This is a genomic window from Williamsia sp. 1138, from assembly GCF_002095435.2.
In the GTDB taxonomy this organism is placed as follows: Bacteria; Actinomycetota; Actinomycetes; order Mycobacteriales; family Mycobacteriaceae; genus Williamsia.
Genome location: NZ_MJEJ02000047.1, coordinates 190543 through 211757 on the forward strand (window position 1 = coordinate 190543; position 21215 = coordinate 211757).

A 21215-nucleotide genomic window follows, 5' to 3' on the forward strand; every position below is an offset into this window, starting at 1 on the left:
GAATCTGCTCCGCTTCCAGCACTCTGGAAGCGGAGCAGATTGCGATAAGTGGAGCAGATCTGGGTGAGTGACTACTTCAGCGCAGACCCCAGCGCCTCGTTGAAGGTCTTGCTCGGGCGCATGACGGCAGCGGTGACCTCAGGATCGGGGAAGTAGTAGCCGCCGATGTCCACGGGCTCGCCCTGCGCGTCGCTCAGTTCTCTCACGATGGTGTCCTCGTTGGTGCTCAACGTCTCTGCCAGTGCGGCGAAATGCTTTTGCAGATCCTTGTCGTCGGTCTGCTCGGCCAACTCCTTCGCCCAGTACAGCGCGAGGTAGAACTGGCTGCCGCGGTTGTCGATCTCGCCGACCTTGCGCGAGGGTCCCTTGTTGTTCTCCAGCAGTTTGCCGGTTGCCGCATCGAGGGTCTTCGCCAAGATGGTCGCCCGTGCGTCGCCGGTCTTCTTGCCCAGATCCTCCAGGCTGACGGCGAGTGCGAGGAACTCACCGAGCGAGTCCCAGCGCAGGTGGTTTTCTTCCAGCAACTGCTTGACGTGCTTGGGTGCCGAACCGCCTGCGCCCGTCTCGTACAGTCCGCCGCCTGCCATCAGGGGGACGATCGAGAGCATCTTGGCACTGGTGCCGAGCTCGAGGATCGGGAACAGGTCTGTGAGGTAGTCGCGGAGGATGTTGCCGGTGGCGGAGATGGTGTCCAGGCCGCGGACAACCCGCTCGAGGGTGTAGCGCATCGCGCGGACCTGCGACATGATCTGGATGTCCAGACCATCGGTGTCGTGGTCTTTGAGGTACTTGTTGACCTTTTTGATCAACTCGTTCTCGTGCGGACGGTACGGGTCGAGCCAGAAGATCACGGGGATCCCGGAGTCGCGGGTGCGTGTGACAGCCAGCTTCACCCAGTCCTGGATGGGCGCGTCCTTCACGATGCACAACCGCCAGATGTCCCCGGCCTCGACGGTCTGCGTCAGCAGCACCTCGCCGGTGGCCAGGTCGGTGATGTTGGCGGTGCCACCCTGGGGGACCTCGAAGGTCTTGTCGTGTGAGCCGTACTCCTCGGCCTTCTGTGCCATCAAGCCGACATTGGGAACGGTGCCCATGGTGGTCGGATCGAATGCGCCGTTGGTCTTACAGAAGTTGACCATCTCCTGATAGATGCGGGAGAACGTCGACTCGGGGTTGACGGCCTTGGTGTCCTTGGGCCGGCCGTCGGCGCCCCACATCTTGCCGCCCGCGCGGATCATCGCGGGCATCGAGGCGTCGACGATCACGTCGCTGGGGGAGTGGAAGTTGGAGATGCCCCGGGCCGAATCGACCATGGCCAATTCCGGACGGTGCTCGTGGCACTTGTGCAGGTCGTCGATGATCTCTTCGCGCTGTGACGCGGGGAGCGACTCGATCTTGTCGTAGAGGTCCGACAGTCCGTTGTTGACGTTGACGCCGAGTTCTTCGAACAGGTCACCGTGCTTCGCGAACGCGTCCTTATAGAACACCCGTACGGCGTGGCCGAACACGATGGGATGCGAGACCCGCATCATCGTCGCCTTGACATGGAGGGAGAACATGACGCCGGTCTTGTAGGCGTCCTCCATCTGCTCCTCGTAGAACTCGATGAGCGCTTTCTTGCTCATGAACATGCTGTCGATCACGTCGCCGTCGGTCAGCGAGACCTTGGGCTTGAGGACGATGGTCTCGCCGCTGTCGGTGAGCAGTTCCATCTTCACTTCACGGTCGCCGTCGACGGTGGTCGACTTCTCGCCGTGGTAGAAATCGCCTTTGCGCATGTGCGCCACGTGGGTCCGCGATGCGGGCGACCACTCGGTCATGCTGTGCGGATGCTTACGCGCATACTCTTTGACGGCCTTGGGTGCGCGACGATCCGAGTTGCCCTCTCGCAGAACGGGGTTCACCGCACTGCCGAGGCACTTGGTGTAGCGGTCCCGGATCTCCGTTTCCTCGTCCGTCTTCGGGTTGCCCGGGAAGTCGGGAAGCTTGTAACCCTTCGCCTGGAGTTCCTTGATCGCGGCCAGTAGCTGTGGCACCGAGGCGCTGATGTTGGGCAGTTTGATGATGTTGGTCTCGGGCAGCTGCGTCAGTCGCCCCAGCTCGCCGAGGTTGTCCGGCACCCGCTGGTCTTCAGGCAGGAGATCGCTGAACTCGGCGAGGATGCGGGCGGCCACGGAGATGTCGGTGGACTCGACGTTGATGTCGGCAGCATCGGCAAACGCACGGATGACAGGCAGGAATGCGTGGGTCGCAAGCATCGGCGCCTCGTCTGTCAGTGTGTAGATGATCGTCGGCTGCTTTGCGTTCATAATCGCGTTCGTCTCCATATTCGTCACGTGCGGCAGGGATCTTCCTGCCATGCCTCTACCAGTATCACGTCGGACTCGAGATCGTGCGTACGAACGGTCGGTCGGGGGGCCGGCCACCCGACGCACCGCCGGTGCGTCTCACGTGTCGATACGGTCGGCGATGGTCGGTTGGCGAGCAGTTCTAGGTCGGAGTCACCTACGCATCGTCGGTGGCATCACCCAGATGTTCTGCCCCGGGGGTTGCCGGTGCCAGGACGGCGTCGTCGTCCTCGGTGACGGGTGCAGACGCGGGCGATCCCAGCTTTTCCGCACCGGGGGTGGCGGGCACGAGCACGTCGTCCGTCGCCTCGACCTCGGGTTGTGAGTTCTCTGATGTCATGTCGCAGCTACCTTTCGTGGTGGTCGACCAGGAGGTGAAACTGATCTTCTTCCCTGACGAGAAGATGATTCTTACTCGACGATACCCACAGGCGTGTCGGGGAAACCCTCACTGGTCTTCAGAATCGTCGGCGAAGGCCCGGAACGCTCGCAGGAGCGAGGGGGTCAGCGCACGTAGCGCGTCCTGGCCGAGGTGCTCCGCGAGGGCGCGATCGAGCTCGTCATAGGACGCCATCCCGACGCTGATCAGGCGTTGTCCTTCTGGGGTGACGAAAAGCCTCGCGCTACGTCCTCGGCCACCCCCTCCGACTTTCTCGACCGCGCCGATCTCCTCGAGCTTGTTCAGCGTCGCCTGCATGCTCTGCGGCGTGACGGCCGCTCTGCGTCCGAGCTCGCTGTACGACAGTCCCGGATCCCGGGACAGGTGGCCGAGCGCTGAGACGTGTCGGACGGCGATGCCCTCGCTCTGCAGCGCGGCGTCGACCCGGGCGCGGACCTGGCGGCCGAGGACCGACAGGAGAAACGCCGCGCTCGGCGTCGGGATCGATGCGCGCTGATCGGGGTCACGCCGCTCATCGGCCATGTTGACAACGCTTCCTCACAAGTTGCAGTCTAACTGAAACTGAGGACTGGCAGGTCACGTCCCGAGTCGAAGAGAGACAGCGAATGGAAACCTTGCGGAACGTCGTCATCTGGGTCCACCTGATCGGTTTCGCGGTGACCTTCGGGGCCTGGACCGCCGAAGCGGCCACCCGCCGACTGCGCACCACCCGGGTCATGGACTACGGCCTGCTGGTGTCGCTCGTCAGTGGCGCGATCCTTGCCGCGCCGTGGCCGGCCGACACTGACGTCAATTACGTCAAGGTGGGCATCAAGCTGGTCATCCTCGTGGCCCTGGGCGGCCTGCTCGGGATGGGCAATGCCCGGCAGCGACGCACCGGGGAAGCCGTGCCCCGCCCACTCTTCTTCGCCGTCGGCGGACTGTCGCTGCTGGCCGCCGGGATAGGGGTCATCTGGCGATGAGTGTCCGGCGCCGATCCACATCGCGCTCCGCATTCGTTCCGGACGCCGATCGAGCTACTCCTTCGTACCGGTGGCCGGCAGGACGTTGACGAGGACGAACGCAACGGCGACGGCGACCACCACCTGCGGGGTGACCGATACCCCATCGGCGCCGAGCAGCAGAATGCCGAGCAGCGCAGACGTCAGCGGCAGTCGCAGCATCACGGCACACATGGCACCGATACCCATCGCGATCGCGGGCGCCGAGCTCATGCCCGGCAGCCCGCTCATGGCGATGCCGAGCGCGGCGCCGACGAAGATCGCCGGGAAGACGGGGCCACCGCGAAAGGCGCTCAACGAGATCGAGTAGACGAAGGTCTTGCACAGGCACAGGAGGAGCAGCACACCCACCGAGTAGTCGGCGGCGTGTGCGACGAGATCGGGCAGGGCGTCTTGCCCGGAGAACAACACTTGCGTGAACGTGTGTCCGGAGATCAGTTGATAGACGGTCGCGGTCAGGCCGATGAGTAATCCGATGCCCGCCGTGACGAGGACGCGGCTCGAATGCACGACGGGCCGCAGTGCCAGTCCGACCCAGCGGATTACCCAGCCCAGCGCGGCGGCGACGGCTCCCACGACGACGGCCCAGCACAGGGTCGCGACGGTCGGTGTCACCGCAGTCGGGACCGATGTCAGCGCCAGCGAGAAAGTGCCGAGCCCGGTCAGGTTGTCGAGCCCGATGAAGACCACCGCGCCGATACCGGACGCGAGGAGCCCCGGTACGGCCACGAGACTCAGTGTTGCGCCTCCGATCCCGGCCGCCTCCATGATCAAGAACGCGGCGAGGATCGGGGAACCGAACAGGGTGCTGATGGCGGTGAAACTTCCCGCTGACGCCATGATGACCAGTGCCATCGGTGGTGCGTCCTTCTTCAGCAGGTGCACCGTCAGGACGGCAAGGCCGCCTCCGATCGCGATCAGCGGGGCTTCCGGACCCAGGACTGCGCCCAGGCTGAGCGTGGCCAGGGAGGCCAGGATGATGCCGGGAAGCTCCCTGTCCACCGGCGTGCCCCCGGCGTGGAAGCCGAAGGCGGGGGAGTGTCCCGCATTGCCGGGCAGGTAACGGATGGTCAGCGCGGTCAGCACGCCGCAGAGCACCAGCCACGGGATGGGCCACCACGATGGCGTACCGCCGGAAAAGATGTCGCCGGGCAGGTCTCGGAACACATATTTCTGGATCTTGGTGACGGCGGCCAAGAAACCGTAGGCGATCAGTGAGATCGGGATGCCCAGGGCCGCTGCCAGCAGTAGCGCCACCGCGTAGGCCTTCGAGCGGACGACCGTCACCAGATCGATGTCCGGGGTGGGCGTGGTCATCAGACCTCCAGAAGCTGATTCCCGCAGGCCGGGCGGCCTGACCGGAGGTGTGTTGAGACCGTGGCGGCGCGACCAGCTTGTCATCCTGGTCAAAGCGCTGTCGTCACCCGTAGCGGATGAGACCTGCGCAGGCCGAGCCGTCGGCGATCAGGGCTGCGAAAGTCCGGCGGCCGTGTGTCGTACAGATTGCCGGAAACTTTTTTCCGCGACCATGTCGAGAATGGGGTGACGGCTCCGTCCCAGTGGTACGAGCGGCCGACAGGGGCCGCGATGACGAAGGAGAATCACCATGAAGTATCTGATGCTGAAGCACTACCGCGGTGGCCCGGAGATCAATTTCACCCCGATGGACGAGTGGACACCGGAGGAGGTCGATGCCCACATGCAATACATGAACGACTTCGCGGATCGACTGCGGGATTCCGGCGAGTTCGTCGATTCGCAGGCGCTGTCGCAGGAGGGCACATTCGTGCGATACGACGGCGAAGGTCGTCCGCCGGTGACCGATGGACCGTTCGCCGAGACAAAGGACCTCATCGCCGGCTGGATGGTCATCGATGTGGAGTCGCAGGAACGCGCCTACGAGCTGGCGGGCGAGCTCTCCGCCGCACCCGGCGCCGGCGGGGAGCCGATTCACGAGTGGCTGGAGGTCCGGCCCTTCCTCACGGCCCCGACGACTGTCACCGAGTGAATCCTGCGCTGCTGCGGGAACTCGTTCCCGCAGTGATCGGCGTCCTCGTCCGGCGTGGAGCAGACTTCGCGTCGGCCGAGGACGCCGTGCAGGAGGCCTTGATCCAGGCGCTGGACGTCTGGCCGGGCGATCCGCCGCGGGATCCCAAGGCGTGGCTGGTCTCGGTCGCGTGGCGCCGGTTCATCGACGCCGCCCGTTCCGACTCCTCGCGTCGCGGTCGAGAGTTCGCGGTGGACCTCGAGCCCCCACCCGGACAGGCGTCACCCGTGGACGACACGCTGGCGCTCTACTTCCTCTGCGCGCACCCGACGCTGTCACCGGCTTCCGCCGTGGCTTTGACGCTGCGGGCGGTCGGTGGTCTGACGACGCGGCAGATTGCGCTGGCGTATCTGATCCCGGAAGCGACGATGGCGCAACGGATCAGCCGGGCCAAGCGGCGGATCGCCGGGAATCGGCTCGATGAGCCCGGTGACCTCGGCACCGTGTTGCGGGTCCTGTACCTCGTGTTCAACGAGGGTTACGGCGGGGATGTCGACCTGGCGGCCGAGGCCATCCGGATCACCCGCCAGCTCACCGCGCTGACCGACGAGCCGGAGGTGGCCGGCCTGCTGGCGTTGATGCTCCTTCATCACGCACGTCGCGAGAGCCGCACGGGGGCGGGAGGACGGCTCATTCCACTGGCGGAGCAGGACAGGTCTCGGTGGGACTCGCGCCTGATCGCCGAGGGCGTGACGATCCTGCAAACCGCCTTGGCGCGCGATCGTCTCGGTGAATATCAGGCGCAGGCAGCGATCGCGGCGCTGCACGCCGACGCCACGAGCACGTCCGAGACCGATTGGGTCCAGATCGTGGAGTGGTACGACGAACTATTGGCCCTCACCGACAGTCCGGTGGTCCGGCTGAACCGTGCGGTCGCGGTCGGTGAAGCGGACGGTCCGCAAGCGGGGTTGGCCGCGCTGTCGGACGTGAGCCCGGACCTACCGCGCCACACCGCGGTGCAGGCCTATCTGCATGAACGAGCGGGTGAATTCGGACGGGCTGCTGCGCTGTACACGGAAGCGTCCCGGCTGGCGACCAGCGTCAGGGAACGCGACCACCTCACGCGAGAGGCAGCCCGGGTGCGGCACATGCTGCCACCGTGATCTGCCGTCCGTGAAATATTTCGGCGTGTTCGCTTGCGCGACATCCGCTATTGCCCATATTGTTACGGAGTTGGTTCGCCTGGCGAACCCAAGGGGGATGCGTCGGTTGGGACGCCTTCGATACGTTCGATCCGTATGTCCTCCACCACGAGTTCCCGTTCGCCGTATTCATCGCTCACGTGGCGGATTCATGAGCGCCGGCCCGAGCCATCGTTCGAGGTAGCGCCGTAGATCGCTTGCGTTGCGAGGCGGGTCACCGGGATCGATCACGAACGACTGGATGAGCCGGAGGACGAACTCGACCAGTTCGTCCAGTGCCAGTTCGTCGAATCCCGCCGCCTGCCAGTCGATGTCGAGACGGCTCAGCATCATCTGCCCGAAGCTGCGAGCGGTGTCCGACGTTATGCCCGCCGAATACCTGCCCCGCTGGGACGGGGCGAGAAGCACGCTCAGGTGGGGCTGCCGCGGCAGGGTCTCCAGCGTGTATGCAACTGCTTCGATGACGGCCTGCGCGGGACGGACCTCACCGGCGAGGTGCTCGGTGAGTTCTGCGAGATAGTCGTCGGCCGCTCGAATGGCCGTCGCCGCGAGGAGTTCGTCTGCGCGCGAGAAGTATCGGTACACCGTCTGGCGGGTGACGCCGAGCAGGCGGGCGACCTCCGCGATGTTGAAGTCGTCGCCGCGTTCGTCGACGACGGTACGCGCGGCGGAGAGTATTCGGTCGACGGCCTCGTCGTCGGACTTCGGGGTGGCGCCGGACCAGCCGTGGGTCCTCATGGCCGGGTCCTGAATCGGTGTCGCCGATCGCCCGGCGACCCGCGCTGCTCTCCGAGCGGTGCGACGTCCACGAATAGACCATACACTTTCTGGCCATTGTATGGTGTGGTCGCAGTCGACAGATCAACGAAAGCGAGCCCCGCCATGACCACTGCTCAGACCGTTCTGGTGACGGGTGCCTTCGGGTTGGTGGGCTCGTCCGTGGTGGCCGAATTGGTGAGCCGGGGTCACCAGTCGCACCACAAGCGATCATTCATCTGGCGGCGGTGATCCCTCCCCTCTGCTACGCGCGTCCCGACATCGCCCGGGCGGTCAATGTCGGGGCTACGGAGAATCTGGTGCGTGCCGCCTCGGTGATGCCCGTACCGCCGCGATTCGTCCAAGCGTCGAGCGTCGCCGTATACGGACCGCGCAACCCCCACCGCGGGATGGACGTGCTGACCGCGCAGACGCCTCGTCGCCCGACGGATGTCTACGGCACCCAGAAAGCAGCCGCCGAAGACGTTGTCCGGGCCTCCGGGCTGGATTGGGTGATCCTGCGACTCGGCGGCGTGCTGACCGCGGAACTCGGTGCGACCATCAATCCCGACGCCGTGTTCTTCGAGGCGTCGCTGCCGGCCGACGGACGTATTCAGACGGTCGATGTACGCGATGTGGCGACCGCGTTCGTCAACGCATGCTTCATAGACGAGGAGCCGGCGGTATATCTGATCGGTGGCGATGACAGTCATCGGCTGCGGCAGTCCGACATCGCCTCGGCGACCTCGGCGGCCATCGGTCTGTCAGGCGGGTTTCCGGCGGGCAGGCCGGGTGATCCGGACAACGACCCGAGCTGGTTCGCCACCGACTGGATGGACACGGCGACGTCGCAGCGAGTGCTCGCGTTTCAGCAGCATTCGTTTGCCGATCTCATGTCCGACACCAGGCGCGCCGCCGGGTGGCGACGCCATGTGGTCCGGCCGGCATCGCGATTGGCGCGCGCAATCCTCACGCGCAGATCTCCGTATCGCGGTTATCCCGGTACGTTTGCCGATCCATGGGGAGTGGTGACGGCGAAGTGGGGTCCCGCAGCGTCAGGGGAATGAAGAGGTAAAGTTTCCGTACGAAAACCATTCGTACGGGAGGTCGGCCGATGACTGCGTCTGAGCAAAAGTCGACTGCACCTGCAGCACGTCGTCGGCGGGTGAACCACGAGGCTGTCATCGCGGCCGCTCAACAGATGGTCGACGAACTCGGTCCGGACGCGCTGACGATGACAGCGCTCGCCTCGGTTCTCGGCGTGCGGGTGTCGTCGCTGTACAACCACGTCAAGAGCCTGGACGAGATCAAGAACGAACTGCAGCTGCGCGCAATGCGGGAGCTGGGCGATCTGGCCAAGCGGGCCGCGATGGGCCGGACGGGGGTGGATGGTCTACGGGTACTCGCTCGGGTGTTCGTCGACTACGCGGCGAAATGGCCACATCGGTGCAGGTCGCTGACCCGGGTCCCGGCAGACACCGCGGCGTTTTCGGCGGCGAGCGCAGAAGCGGGTGAGGCGCTCGCTGTCATGATCCGCACGGCGGGGGTCGCCGATGAACGGGTTCTGCAGACCCAGCTCGCGCTGTTCGCCGCGATCAGCGGTTTCGTCACCCTGCAGTTGTCCGGCTTCTTCACTGTGTTCGGCAACGCGGACGACGTGTTCGAGCAGATCTTGCGTGGTGCGGTCACCGCGGCGGTTGTCGGCTGACCCTCGCGGAGTAGGGGCTGACGCCCGACGTCCCGAGGTGATGTGAGCCACGAACCCCATCGACCGAGGCCGGATTTGTTATGGTCGCTTCAATACGAATACCTTTCGTATAAATACGAAGCCCAGCAGCTCGCGCGTTGCACGGAGGAGGAGGGGAGGGATCATGGAGCGAATGTCCGGGCCGGACGCCCTGATGCTGAACATGGAAACCGCGACGACCCCGATGCACACGCTCAAGCTCGGAATCCTCGACACCGGGCGTCGCGGACGTCCGCTGGGTCTCGACGAGATCCACACCGCGTTGGCTATGCATCTCGGTGCCTTCCCGCGAGCGACTCAGCGCGTGATCTCGATACGTGGACACCGGGCGAGGCCCTTCTGGGTGACCGACAACGACTTTCGATTGGACCGGCACCTGGAGGAAGTGACCCTGAAAGGTCCCGGCGACGAGCATTTCGACGAACTGCTCGCCGAACTCGCAACCGGGCGGCTGCCACGCGATCGGCCACTGTGGGCCCTGACCCTGGTGCACGGTCTCGCCGACGGTAGACAGGCTGTGGTGGTCCGGGTTCACCACGCGGTGGCCGACGGGTTGGCGGCGCTGAACTGTTTCCTACATGCCACCAGTGAGTCTGCCGGTGGGCCACTCCCGCAGCGTCATCCACTTCCGCAGCCCAGCTCACTCATCGCCGACGGACGGGATCTCGATCACCGGCAGATGCGTGCGATGGCTCGCCGCGACACCCCTCGGCTGATCGCCGCTCTGCCGTCGGTGGTCGTCGGTGCAGCCCGCACGGCCCGCGCGGCACAACGGTTCGATCGTCGTGCTCTGGTGCCACGTTTCATGGGTGCGCAGCGGACCAGTTTGAGCACCCCCAGTGCGCATCGCCGACGATGTGCGCGAAGTGTGTTGCGCCTGGCCGACGTTCAGCGTGCGGCAGTTGCAACCGGTACCACCGTCAACGGTGTCTTCCATGGCATCGTCGCGGCGGCCGTCCGCCAGGAGATGATTGCTCGCGGCGAGGTGAGCGCCAGGCCGGCGGTGGCCATGTTCGGGGTGTGCCGGGACCTGACGTCCGGCAGGACCGAGGGCAACGATCTGGCCACTGCTGCAGCGTATCTCCACACCGAGGTGGCCGACCCGATCGAGCGGGTGCGGTTGACGGCGGCGAGCTGTTCCGCGTCTGTGGCTCTGCGCCGGGCGACGGGCTTCGAACTCACCGATCAGTTGGCCACCTACACAGGACGTTTGGGACCGCGCGCCCGACCCATCGCAGCGCCGATCGCCCCCCGGGTCATGAACAACGTGACCACGGCCAACATGCCGGGCCCGAGGCAGCCACGCTGGGTCGGCGACATCGAAGTCGAGTCGTGGACGTCGTTCGCGCTGGCAATCGCGCCCGCCGACGTCAACCTGACCGCGTACAGCTACGCGGGAGTTCTGTCACTGGGTTTGATCACCACCCCGGAGTCGATGCCCGACCCGGCCCGATTTCTCGCCCGGATGAGCGAAGCACTCGACGAACTCATAGAAGCCTTGGCTGCGGAGGGCCTCATGGACACGAAAGCGTCTCGCCGTGACCACATCTGACGGCAGCGACGATCGAGGTCGTTGGACCGATCGCTTCGAGTCCTCTCTCACGAGGCTCAGCTTGATCGCGGAGGTGATGCCGCGTGCTGTCGTCAGCGCCCGCACGGCGAGTCGCCGACCACCGCACCGCTCGATTCCGCCGTCGTCCTTCGGAGTCCGGACAGTGGGAGAGTCGGCGCTCGATGAGTTCTTCATCGCGGCGTTCTCGATGGTGCGGGCGGTTCCCGACGAGCATGTGGTGCGCGCCTATGTGAACGAATGTGCCCGCGAGGCCGGCGCGGTGAAAGCTCTGGGCGTGGGGGTGAACCTCGCGCCGACACAATTGTCGATCACGCGCAAGCTCCGGAGGAATCTCGGGGGGATGTCCTACGATCGCATCGACTTCACCTGTGCGCCCGTGTATTCGATGCGCGAGGGTGCGGAGGTCTCCGAAGCCGATGCGGTTGCGACGGCCCGCATGCTCGTCCATCAGGACAAGGGGCACCCGTGGCTGTTGTGGGTGCACGGCGCCGGTCAGGGACGTATCGACGATCTCCTGTCGTTGCGGGCTGCGCAGTTGCACGAACTCGGATACAACGTCGTCTTCCCGGTGTTGCCAGGCCATGGTCTGCGTCGACGGCGCGGCGGGGTCTATCCCAGCTTCGACGTCTTGACCAATGTGGAACTGACGGTGCGGGCTGTCGCAGAGGTGCGGGCGCTGATCCAGTGGATGGCGACAGTGGACGACACCCCGGTCTCCGTCGGCGGGATCTCGCTGGGCGGACCGATTGCGGGACTGATCGCCGGCCTCGAACCCAGCGTGGAATCCGTGCTGGCGGTGGTGCCGATGCTGGACCTGCACGAGACGATGGCTCATCATCTCGTCCGCGGGGGAGACCGGGGCCAGACCCTCGCGAAACTGTTCCGGTCGCAGGCGGTACGGGATGTCGCATCCGCGGTGGACCCGTTGGCTGTCACACCTTTCGCAGCCCCGGAGCGGCGGTTGGTGGTCGCGGCTCTCAACGATCGCGTCACCTCCGTTGCCGCCGCGCAACGGCTGCATGCGCATTGGGGCGGCGCGGTGCACTGGTATCCCGGTGGTCACATCAGCGGCGTCATGGCGGGGGAGGTGCGAGCGGCGATCGTCGACTTCCTCCACCCGGGGTCAGCCGTGTCCTGACGTCGATCGACGGGATGACCTCAGGTCAGGGCGTCTGGTTCGGCATCGGCCAGGAGTTCGTCGCGGTCGGATTCGAGGACGACACCGGCGGCGATCGCGGCGTCGGTGGCGGCGGTGTACTGCCGCAGGTAGTCATCGACATCGCGGTATCGCTGGGCCAGCACTGCCGGCTCGATTCGGTCGGTGCTGCCGAACAGACGGCAGATCCGGGACTCGTCTCGTCGCCCCAGGCCGCTGAGGACAGCCACCGGGACGTCGACGCAGGGAGTGCGCACACCACCGCGAACGTTGCCCACATCGTCTGTCTCGAAACGGATCTCACCCTCGGACGACGTGGTGGTGAGCAGTCGCTCTGCCGGTGCCGGAGCCTCGCCCGTCGTGACCCAACGGATCAGTGCGCGTAGCGCGGCACGCAACACGAACCGCTGTTGGCCCCTGTTCACCGGACCCGAACATCCGAGGAACTCCTCGAACGGGCCGACCAAGTAGCGGTCGGCATGAGCGTTGCCGGCTATCTCCCACAGTCGGAACAACGGCCCATCCTCTTGTCGCGCATCGTGATAGCGGAAGTCGCCCAGGATGTCGGTCTCGGTCTGGACGACGAAGACGGGGACGGTGAGGTCGTCACGGATCGGCGTCGCAGGTTGCCGGAAGACGGGTAGCAGGTCGATCGCGCGGTCAGGTGTGTGCAGCGGTAGCCCTGCGGCAGCTCGGCTGTGAATCAGAAAACCGCCGAAGACGTTGTCCAGCTGGGACACCTGGTTGACGTAGGTCGTGAGCGCCAGAGCGGATTGAGATTCTCCGATTGCGAGCAGACAGCTGATGTCGACGTGTCCGAGAGGCCCCTGCGAATCTCCCAGGGCCCCGGCGACCTGGGTGAAGATGTCGTAACAGAACGAATCTCCCGGATGGGACAGTGCCTGGTAGCGCTGCTGTCCGATCAGGCCGGACGCCGGGGTCGATCCCGGGGTGCCGACGGTTCCCTGTCCGCCGGCGACACCGACGTACTGGGCGGAGATGCCCACCCAGATGTCTCCGCTGCGCACCAGTTCCTCTGCGAGATAGGTGTATCCGGGTCCGGCATCGGATCCACTGCTGACATTGAGCCATTCCACGATCACGGTGCCACTGCAGTGGACGCCCTCGGCCGGTTGTCTGACCACCGCGCGGGTGCAGAAGTCGGCGACCTCGGTCACTGCGACGTGAGTGCCGCGTCCGGGTGGTGCGACGACCTCGAAGGCCCTCGCCTCGCCGCGCACCGCGAACTCGGTCTCGACGTATCCGGCCGCAGCGAGATCGGGACCCGGATTGGCGGCGATCAGCCCGCCGCCGTCTGCTCGGCCCAACTCGGTGAAGGAGGCAACCATGACTTGACCATACATGCGCAAGCAGCTGTATGGTCTGGCTGTTTCGGAGGTCCCCCGGAGCCACCGGGATCGGGGGTCAGGTCAGGGCGGCTGCAAGCCGGCGCCACTGCTCGCGCGGATAGGCCTGAGGATCGGTGTCGAGCACCTGGACACAGACGTGATCGGCGCCCGCCGAACGGTGTTCTTCCACCCGGTGTGCGATGGCGGCCTCGTCGCCCCACGCGATGATCGCGTCGAACAATCGGTCCGACACCGTGTCGATGTCGTCCTGGGTGAAGCCCGACCGCAGCAGATTGTTCGCGTAGTTCGGTAGCTGCAGGTAGCTCCGGAGCCATTCGGTGCCGATGGAGCGGGCGTGGTCGGCGTCGGTGGTCAGGATCGCGGTCTGCTCGGGGAGGAGCAACGGACCTTCGCCCAGGGTCTGCCTGGCCGTGGCGGTGAACTCCGGGGTGACCAAGTACGGATGCGAGCCGTTGGCGCGAGTTGCGGACAGGTGCAGCATCTTCGGGCCCAAGGCGGCCAACACACGTGACTCGACGGGCACGGTCTTCTCGGCGGCATCGAGGCCCTCGAGGAATGCTGTGGTGGCCGCGAGGGGCTTCTTGTACCGCCCCGGGTTACCCGAGTCGACCAACGGTGCGTGAGACACACCGATGCCGAGCAGCAGCCGTTCCCCGTGTTCGTCGGTCAGGGTGTTGTACTGCGCCGCGACGTCAGCCGGTTCGTGCATCCAGAGGTTGAGGATGCCGGTCGCGATGACCGTCTTGGTGGTCGCTTGCAGGAGATTGGCGATGGAGTCGAAGATCGGGCCGCCGACGTCGGGGATCCACAACGCCGAGAACCCCAACTCGTCGAGTTCTGCGGCCGCCTCCGCGGACTGGGCGAGATCGCCGTAACGCAACTGCGAACTCCAGATACCTACGCCTGCAAGCTTCAAGACTGTCTCCTCGGGTGACGCCGAGAACTGGCGGTCTGCCGGCCCTCGTGCGGTCAGTGGTAGCTGGTCGCCGATGCTAGCCGACGGCAGTTCCACGGCAGATCGATCGAGGCGGCAGGCGTGTCAGCGCCCTGGGTCCTTCGGCTCGCCGCCCGTCATCACCTGCTTCCACCACGAATCGAGAGGGCTCGGGCTCGGCCAGCGCACGTCGGGTGCCACCCGGGAGCCGCGCGAGCGCGTGTGATCGGATGACTCGTGCGTTCGATCTTCGGCAGCGGGCTTTCGGGGTACCTCCAGGCTCATCGTGCGCTCCCGGCCTCGGTCAGCACCGGTGTCGGCGGGTTCTCTGACGTCGCTTCCCGCATGGCCCGCATCGCGCACGCGACGGTCGGGTAGATCGCGATCTCGGTGGACAACCCGACGGCACGCAGCGGTCGGGCAGTCGCCGGCCCGTCGGCTGCCACCGCACATCGCACGGCCGCGTGGTCGAGGTCCCCGTGCACGCTCACGACGCAGACACCATCTTTGTCGGCCGAGGTGATCGCGAAACGTGGATGATCGGTTGTCGAGTGGTCGAGAACGAATTGTGACGTCGTCATTGCAAACGCCCCTCACTGTGAACCGGGGAGGCGCTGGTTACGCAGAAGTGGTGGCCAGCGCTGGGCGCGGCTGGTTTTCAACCTCAATTCATCCTTGCAAAACAAATGTCGTTTCGCAACAACTTTCTTCACCGCGGTGCATGTCGTTGCGCGACAACATTATCGGGCCCCATACGGGGCCCAACGAGCTTCACTCCGGCGGGTGATCCTTGTGTACGAGGTCTTGGGCGAGTTTCGCAAGCGGAATGTTGCTGTCCTGGGACAGCTTTCGCAGCAGATTGAAAGCCTGTACCGCGTTGATGTCGAAACGTTCCATGATCATGCCCTTGGCTTGGCCGATGATGTCGCGACTGGCCAGCGCACTGCGGAACTGCGCGCCCCGCTCGGTGGCCGCCCACGCGACAGCGGCGTGTGCCGCATACAGCAGGCCGATCTCTTCGGCGTCTTCCGGAAACGAGTTGGGTGTGAGCGAGTACAACGTCATCGATCCCAGAGTCTCGCTATGGGTGTAGAGACGAAACGAGAGGATCGAGCGGAATGGAGTCATCGCGACGGCGTCGTCAGCGTACTTGGGCCACCGGGTCTCGGTGGTCAGATCATTCACCCGCACCACGGGTTCTTCCCACGCGGCCTGCAGGCACGGTCCCTGCTGGTGGGTCACCTGGATCTTGTTGTGGGTGTCGACCAAAGGATCAGTCGAGACCTGAGTGCTCAACGAGTCCCGGTTGGTGGTGACGGTGATCCCGGCGTGTTCGGCACCGGCCACGTTCTCGACCGCAGCCGCGACGACGCCTCCGAGTACTTCGTCCAGCGCTTGCTGATCGCTCCCGTGCAGGCCACGTGCCAGATCGGCAATCGCGATATGGATATCGGTGATGGTCTGCTCGTCGTCAGGCATAGGACTCCAAAAGAACGGTGCTAGCGATGGCACGTCAAGATGTGGCTTCGTCTCAACCAACCGCCCATCTTGCCACGACCCGGGTGTCGGGTGTCGGCGATGTGGTCACATCGCGGCCGCGACAACGCCCCTATGAGGGATCATGTTGTCTGGTTTGGGGTTCGGACAGACAAGGTACTCATCGTTCATGACGTCGACGTATTCCAGGGAGGATGCTCTTGCGGGATGGTCGCGTCTGCACGGCGGTATCGATCCGGCGAGTTCGGTCTGGATCAGGGGCTGGGTGCGCCTGGCGCACGTGTGCGCGAGCCCGCTCATCCGCGCAGGTGTCAGCCCGAGTGCCGCGACGGTTCTCGGGGTCCTGGTGACGGTGTCTGTCCCCCTCATCGCGCTGGCCGGTGCGGCCTGGCCGTTGCTCGCTCTCGTTTTCGTGCTGGTCGGAGCCGTACTCGATGGCGTGGACGGGGCAATCGCCTTGCGGACCGGCACAGCATCCCGATGGGGTCGGGTACTCGACCCGTTCGCGGACCGCTGCTCGGATCTGCTACTGATCCTCACCCTCGTGATCCTCGGCGCCCCGGTGTGGCTGGGCGTCGGCCTCGCCGTGACGACGCTGATGCTCGAGTCGGTGCGCGCCAATGCTCAGGCTGCCGGGATGGAAGGCCCCGGTGCATTGACGTGGTGGGAACGGCCCTCCCGGGTGATCGTCACCTCGCTCGCCGCGGCGAGTAGCGGAATCGTGTGGTGTGCAAGGCAACTCGGGGTCAGCGTCTTGCCCTGGATCGATGGGGCGAGCCTGGCGACGTTGTACACGATTGCCGCCGCGCTGCTGGCACTCGTCGGGCTGGTGCATTTGCTGGTTGCCGTGCACCTGCAGCTCCGCCGATGACGGGGGGTCAGTCGGCCACGCCGATCATGTCCGCGACGATCGCCGCGGACATCATCACCAGGGGCAGCCCACCACCGGGATGGGACGATCCGCCCACGAGGTACAGGCCCGGCACCGGACTCCTGTTCGAAGGCCGCAAGAACGCTGCCAGAGCGCCGTTCGACGAAGTCCCGTAGATCGACCCGCCGGGGGTCAGCGTCCGCCGCTCGAGATCGGCCGGACTGATCATCACCCGGTGCCGGATCCGGTCGGAGACGTCCAGGCCGCGAGCGGCCATCAGGTCCAGGATCTGATCGGCATATTCCTCACGCAGGCCGGGCGCGTCCCAGTCAGTGCCCCCCACGGGGTCATGCGGCGGTGCGTTGACGAGGACGAACCAGGCTCCGGTCCGAGCGTCGGGCGTCAGGGCGCGGTCTGCCGGTGCACTCACGTAGATGGTGGGGCGGGGGACCGGACGGGGTGCGCCCTTGCGGCCGAACACCGCGTCGAACTCCTCGTCGTAGTCTTCGGCGAACAGCACGTGGTGGTGTGGTTGATCGCTCGGCGGATCCTCCACCGCCAGCAAGAGAACGAACCCCGACAGCGAACGTGTGGTGCGGCGAAGTCGCCGAGCTGCTCTGCGCGCGCCGGGTTGATCGGGGGTGAGCAAGTCGTTGAAGACCTGCTGGGCGTCCGCGTTGGCCACCACGAACTCGGCGTCGACCACAGAGCCGTCGGACAGCTGCACTCCGCGTACCCCGCGTGCATCGGTGAGGATCTCTGTGACCTGGGTGCCGAGGCGCACCTGAACACCCAGTTCTCGGGCCCGGCTCAGCAACACGGTGGCTATGCGGCCGAGCCCGCCGTCGATATACCAGGAGCCAAAGGCCTGTTCGGCGTACGGAACGCTGGCCAAGGCGGCGGGTGCCTGCCGCGGATCGGACCCGGTGTAGGTGGCGTAGCGGTCCAGCAGCATGCGTAGCCGAGGGTCCGACAGGTAGGACGTGCCGAGCCCGCGCAAGGACTTCCATGGTGCGATGGTCGTCAGGTCGCGAAGCCGGCGCGAGAGTCGGAGCATCGTCCGGACGTCGATCGGCGATTCCAGGAACGGTTCCAAGGTGGCGTCCCAGATTCGTTCGGCCCGTTCGGAGAAAGCACTCCACTGCGCGCCGCGGCCCGGCCCGAGCGCGGCATCGAGCGCGCCCGGGATCGCGGTGGCCTCACCGGGGAGGTCGAGGACGACGCCGTCCGGGAAGGTGTACCGGCAGGCGATCTCGAGCCGCCGCAGTGGCAGTTCGTCGGCGGTGGGGGGCCCGCCGATACCTGCGAACAGGTCATCGAGCACCTGAGGGAGGGTCAACAGCGAGGGACCGGTGTCGAAGACGAATCCGCCGACGTGCTCGACGCCGAGCTTCCCACCCACCACGGTTGCCTGCTCGATCAGGGTGACGGAGTGACCCTGTGCCGCCAGCCGGGCTGCTGCCGCCAAACCTCCGACGCCGGCACCGATCACGACAATCTGGCTCACGAGCTCCCTTTCCCGGTCTGCGTTCTGACCCAACTGTCCACCGTGGTGTCGATCGTGCGCGTCAGCGACCATCCCGCGAGCAGCACCATATGCAGTATCCACAACCACAGGCCCACCGCTACGACCCCGCCGACCACGGTCAGCCCCGCGAACGGGAGACCGACATCGATGGGGATCGACAAGAACAGGGCGAAACCCTGGAGGAAGCCGGCCAGCATCGATGCCGTGATGAGCGCCCCGACGAGCGCAACCCGCCACCGCGGGCCCCCCGGCATGACGTACCGGAAAACCCAGGTGAGCACGAGCGACAGCATGAGCCAGGTCGTCAGGAAGCCCAAGTAGTAGCGGAGCACGAGGTCGCCGAGACCGCCACCACCACCTTCTGGGGTGAGGCCGACCAGCTGCTCACCGATCGTCGAGTAGATCCACGTCAGCGGCGGCACCACGACGAACAGGGCAAGAACCGTGCCGCGCGCCCGCCAGGCATCCAGGGTCGAGCTCCGCTCCGCTTCGTCTCCTGCAATGCGCGGCTTCGACTCGGGCAACAGCAGGAGAGCCGACCGGCGAAGACCCTCGCCGTAAAAGGACGCGGGGAACATCAGCACCAACGCGGTCAGCAGGCCGGCGTGCACACCCGCATCGACGAGACCGTCGTAGGCCGATCGCGCACCCATGTCCGGCGGGATCAGCACCCGTAAGGAGAGCAATCGCTGGTAGACCTCGTCGGTGTCGTCGAACCAGCTGATGCTCCAGACGGCGAACAGCAACCACGGCACGATGGCGATCGCCGAGTAATACGTCAGGGTGGCGGCGGTGCCGGCCAGGTCTCCTCGGGAGAGTCGGCGTGAGGCATCACCGGCGATGGTGCGCAGTTCGGCAAGGATTCGAACGCGCGCGGCGGTCGGCGCCGATGCCGCAGCCGGCCTGTCCATCACCGTGTCAGGGTGCCCCGGGCCGCCGATCCCAAACCGCCGACCCACTCGAAGACTTCGAGGCGTGTTTGACATCACCCGTGGCTGGGAACACTGAACCAGCAGTCGACGCCCCTGGCGGTTTCGACGCGTGGTGGGGGGTGAATGTTCGGGGCCACGCACTGCTGTCCACGCCCCCAGACAAGCGGGCCGGCAATGTCGAATTCGAGTCCCTGGAGAGGCGTGGAGATGTCTGCTGACCAAACGGTCTATACCGCACGGCGAAGCCCGGATATGAGTCGAGTGGCACCTACGGTGTCCGGTACGTCCACGAACCCCGGGGCGGGTCGCCGATGACTGTCGCCGGAATGACGAGTAGGCACAGCGACACCGGTAACGAAGCCTGGACGGTGCGGTGTGAGCGATGCGAACACCGATTCAGAGTGGTGGCAGTCGGGCACCGCGCCGATGCGGAACTGGTTGCCGCAGCGAATGGTTGGGACATCACCGACCAGCGCACGCTGTGTCCGGCGTGCGCGTCGGTGCGCTGATAACCGAAGCGATTGGCAGTCAGGGTTGACGGTCTGCGAACCCGGTGCAGACGATGTCGCTGCGTTTCGGCGAATCGACTGACGCTGATGTTAGTGCGACGTAAGGTCACACCTAGCCTGCCACAAGCGGGCACATTGTTAGTTGCAGCCACCTGTCAAGCCCCGATGCAGGTGACCGACATGACTCGTATCCCCTGGATGCGCGAACTTGGCCCGGGAGTTGTCCACGTGAACGTTCCACCGAGCACGACCCTGTCCCGCCCCGTCTGGTGTGACAACGCAGTCTGGTGCCGTCATGGCTGAACGCGGCGCGAAACCCAACGTCCCGACATTGCGACGTCAGGCTCTGAAGGCGATCAGTCACCTGTTCAGCCCGCTGGAGCCCGACGACTACCTCGAGATGATCAATCCGCTGTGGACGACCAAGGAGCTCCGCGGCCGGATCGAGGAAGTTCGGCCCGAAGGGGCCGACGCCGCAACGGTCTGGATCCGGCCCGGCTATCAGTGGCCAGGTCACAAGCCAGGGCAGTATGTCCGGCTCGGCCTGGTGATCGATGGCGTCTTCCACTGGCGGGCATATTCACTGACGTCAGATCCCGAGCCGCGCGACGGGCTGATCGCGGTCACGCCGAAACTCGTCGAGAACGGTGTGGTGTCGCCGTACCTGGTCCGCAAGATCCGGCCCGGCGAGATCATCCGGCTCGGTGAGATCGAGGGCGTCTTCACGTTGCCGGATCCGCGTCCGGAGAAGTTGCTGTTCATCAGCGCCGGCAGTGGCATCACGCCGATCATGAGCATGCTGCGAAGTCTGGACCACAACGACGCCATGAATGATGTGGTGGTGATCCACTCTGCACGCACCGAGGACCAGGTCATGTTCCACAGGGACCTGAAAGAGATGGACAGTCGGCAGGACGGGATGCAGCTGACCCTCCGGCTGACCGGTGACGACGGGCGCATCAAGCCCGAGGATCTCGATGACCTGTGCCCGGACTGGCGGGAGCGCGAAGCCCTGTGCTCAGGGCCTGAAGAACTGTTGGACTCCCTCGTCGAGCACTGGGAGAGCAACGACCTCTCCGAGCACATCCACTTCGAACGATTCCAGCCGGTCATCGGCGGGAAAGCGGGCGATGGTGAGGGCGGCGGGGTCCGATTCGTCAAGAGCAAGACCGACGCCAAATGCGAACCCGGACAGACCATCCTCGCCGCGGGCGAAGATGCCGGACTCGAACTCAAGTACGGCTGCCGGATCGGGATCTGCCACACCTGTGTCGGAACCCTCAAATCCGGACAACTCAGAGACCTGCGCACCGGTGAAGTCAGCGAGCCGGCCGGAGCCTCGGTGCGGATATGCGTGAACAGCGCCGAAGGCGACGTCGAAATCGACCTGTAGATCGAAGGAGA

At 65.5% G+C, this 21215-nt stretch carries 22 protein-coding genes; 11 read left to right on the top strand and 11 right to left on the bottom strand.

Annotated features, from left to right (window positions below; all coding sequences use genetic code 11):
• Positions 1 to 71: 71 nt before the first annotated feature.
• From BH683_RS18245 to BH683_RS18255, 3 genes are all read right to left on the bottom strand, one after another.
• A complete protein-coding gene (locus BH683_RS18245) occupies positions 72 to 2309 on the bottom strand; it encodes an NADP-dependent isocitrate dehydrogenase (protein WP_084837684.1) in 2238 nt (745 codons plus the stop codon).
• Between the two features lie 196 nt (positions 2310 to 2505).
• Positions 2506 to 2688: a hypothetical protein gene (locus tag BH683_RS18250; protein WP_084837685.1), complete on the bottom strand. Its 183-nt coding sequence runs from the start codon at positions 2686 to 2688 to the stop codon at positions 2506 to 2508.
• Between the two features lie 108 nt (positions 2689 to 2796).
• Positions 2797 to 3270 (bottom strand): MarR family winged helix-turn-helix transcriptional regulator, encoded by a 474-nt coding sequence (locus BH683_RS18255; RefSeq protein ID WP_084837686.1) that lies wholly within the window; start codon positions 3268 to 3270, stop codon positions 2797 to 2799.
• Between the two features lie 83 nt (positions 3271 to 3353).
• On the opposite strand from BH683_RS18255, the gene BH683_RS18260 reads away from it, so the two are divergent.
• A complete protein-coding gene (locus BH683_RS18260; RefSeq protein ID WP_084837687.1) occupies positions 3354 to 3710 on the top strand; it encodes a Fe-S protein in 357 nt (118 codons plus the stop codon).
• A gap of 54 nt (positions 3711 to 3764) precedes the next feature.
• Here the strand turns inward: BH683_RS18260 and BH683_RS18265 are convergent, their stop codons facing one another.
• Entirely contained in the window at positions 3765 to 5066 is a 1302-nt protein-coding gene (locus BH683_RS18265; protein WP_084837688.1) for a chloride channel protein, read from the bottom strand.
• A gap of 289 nt (positions 5067 to 5355) precedes the next feature.
• Between BH683_RS18265 and BH683_RS18270 the strand changes: the two genes are divergently transcribed.
• Both BH683_RS18270 and BH683_RS18275 read left to right on the top strand, forming a co-directional pair.
• Complete coding sequence (locus tag BH683_RS18270; protein ID WP_084837689.1) at positions 5356 to 5757, top strand: YciI family protein; 402 nt, start codon at positions 5356 to 5358, stop codon at positions 5755 to 5757.
• Positions 5754 to 6899 carry a DUF6596 domain-containing protein gene (locus BH683_RS18275; RefSeq protein ID WP_084837690.1) on the top strand — a complete coding sequence of 382 codons (1146 nt, stop codon included), beginning with the start codon at positions 5754 to 5756 and terminating at the stop codon, positions 6897 to 6899. Before BH683_RS18270 ends, BH683_RS18275 begins: the two co-directional genes overlap by 4 nt.
• 168 nt (positions 6900 to 7067) lie before the next feature.
• Here BH683_RS18275 and BH683_RS18280 read toward each other — a convergent pair whose 3' ends face one another.
• Complete coding sequence (locus BH683_RS18280; protein WP_084837691.1) at positions 7068 to 7676, bottom strand: TetR/AcrR family transcriptional regulator; 609 nt, start codon at positions 7674 to 7676, stop codon at positions 7068 to 7070.
• Between the two features lie 144 nt (positions 7677 to 7820).
• Here BH683_RS18280 and BH683_RS29215 point away from each other — a divergent pair, with 144 nt between their 5' ends.
• From BH683_RS29215 to BH683_RS18300, 5 genes are all read left to right on the top strand, one after another.
• Positions 7821 to 7946 (top strand): hypothetical protein, encoded by a 126-nt coding sequence (locus BH683_RS29215; RefSeq protein WP_348639226.1) that lies wholly within the window; start codon positions 7821 to 7823, stop codon positions 7944 to 7946.
• Complete coding sequence (locus tag BH683_RS18285; RefSeq protein ID WP_348639227.1) at positions 7943 to 8761, top strand: NAD(P)-dependent oxidoreductase; 819 nt, start codon at positions 7943 to 7945, stop codon at positions 8759 to 8761. Before BH683_RS29215 ends, BH683_RS18285 begins: the two co-directional genes overlap by 4 nt.
• A 47-nt stretch (positions 8762 to 8808) precedes the next feature.
• A complete protein-coding gene (locus BH683_RS18290) occupies positions 8809 to 9402 on the top strand; it encodes a TetR-like C-terminal domain-containing protein (protein ID WP_143696086.1) in 594 nt (197 codons plus the stop codon).
• Positions 9403 to 9565: 163 nt separating this feature from the next.
• A complete protein-coding gene (locus tag BH683_RS18295; protein ID WP_084837693.1) occupies positions 9566 to 10993 on the top strand; it encodes a wax ester/triacylglycerol synthase domain-containing protein in 1428 nt (475 codons plus the stop codon).
• On the top strand, positions 10980 to 12152 hold the full coding sequence (locus BH683_RS18300) for an abhydrolase domain-containing 18 (protein WP_246833452.1): 1173 nt from the start codon (positions 10980 to 10982) through the stop codon (positions 12150 to 12152). Before BH683_RS18295 ends, BH683_RS18300 begins: the two co-directional genes overlap by 14 nt.
• A gap of 20 nt (positions 12153 to 12172) precedes the next feature.
• Here the strand turns inward: BH683_RS18300 and BH683_RS18305 are convergent, their stop codons facing one another.
• The 4 genes from BH683_RS18305 to BH683_RS18320 form a co-directional block, all read right to left on the bottom strand.
• On the bottom strand, positions 12173 to 13519 hold the full coding sequence (locus BH683_RS18305) for an alpha/beta hydrolase domain-containing protein (protein ID WP_094647571.1): 1347 nt from the start codon (positions 13517 to 13519) through the stop codon (positions 12173 to 12175).
• Between the two features lie 76 nt (positions 13520 to 13595).
• Positions 13596 to 14456, bottom strand: coding sequence for an LLM class F420-dependent oxidoreductase (locus BH683_RS18310; RefSeq protein WP_084837750.1), 861 nt, complete (start codon positions 14454 to 14456; stop codon positions 13596 to 13598).
• 299 nt (positions 14457 to 14755) lie between these two features.
• A complete protein-coding gene (locus BH683_RS18315) occupies positions 14756 to 15055 on the bottom strand; it encodes a hypothetical protein (protein WP_084837695.1) in 300 nt (99 codons plus the stop codon).
• A gap of 190 nt (positions 15056 to 15245) precedes the next feature.
• Positions 15246 to 15953 carry an ANTAR domain-containing protein gene (locus tag BH683_RS18320; protein WP_084837696.1) on the bottom strand — a complete coding sequence of 236 codons (708 nt, stop codon included), beginning with the start codon at positions 15951 to 15953 and terminating at the stop codon, positions 15246 to 15248.
• Between the two features lie 187 nt (positions 15954 to 16140).
• On the opposite strand from BH683_RS18320, the gene BH683_RS18325 reads away from it, so the two are divergent.
• On the top strand, positions 16141 to 16842 hold the full coding sequence (locus tag BH683_RS18325; protein WP_084837697.1) for a CDP-alcohol phosphatidyltransferase family protein: 702 nt from the start codon (positions 16141 to 16143) through the stop codon (positions 16840 to 16842).
• A gap of 7 nt (positions 16843 to 16849) precedes the next feature.
• On the opposite strand, the gene crtI is transcribed toward BH683_RS18325, so the two are convergent.
• Complete coding sequence (gene crtI / locus BH683_RS18330) at positions 16850 to 18349, bottom strand: phytoene desaturase family protein (protein WP_084837751.1); 1500 nt, start codon at positions 18347 to 18349, stop codon at positions 16850 to 16852.
• Positions 18346 to 19281, bottom strand: coding sequence for a YhjD/YihY/BrkB family envelope integrity protein (locus BH683_RS18335; RefSeq protein ID WP_084837698.1), 936 nt, complete (start codon positions 19279 to 19281; stop codon positions 18346 to 18348). The genes crtI and BH683_RS18335 overlap by 4 nt, the downstream gene beginning before the upstream one ends.
• A 332-nt stretch (positions 19282 to 19613) precedes the next feature.
• On the opposite strand from BH683_RS18335, the gene BH683_RS18340 reads away from it, so the two are divergent.
• On the top strand, positions 19614 to 19811 hold the full coding sequence (locus tag BH683_RS18340) for a hypothetical protein (RefSeq protein ID WP_143696087.1): 198 nt from the start codon (positions 19614 to 19616) through the stop codon (positions 19809 to 19811).
• A gap of 295 nt (positions 19812 to 20106) precedes the next feature.
• Positions 20107 to 21204: a ferredoxin reductase gene (locus BH683_RS18345; protein ID WP_084837700.1), complete on the top strand. Its 1098-nt coding sequence runs from the start codon at positions 20107 to 20109 to the stop codon at positions 21202 to 21204.
• Positions 21205 to 21215 lie beyond the last annotated feature (11 nt).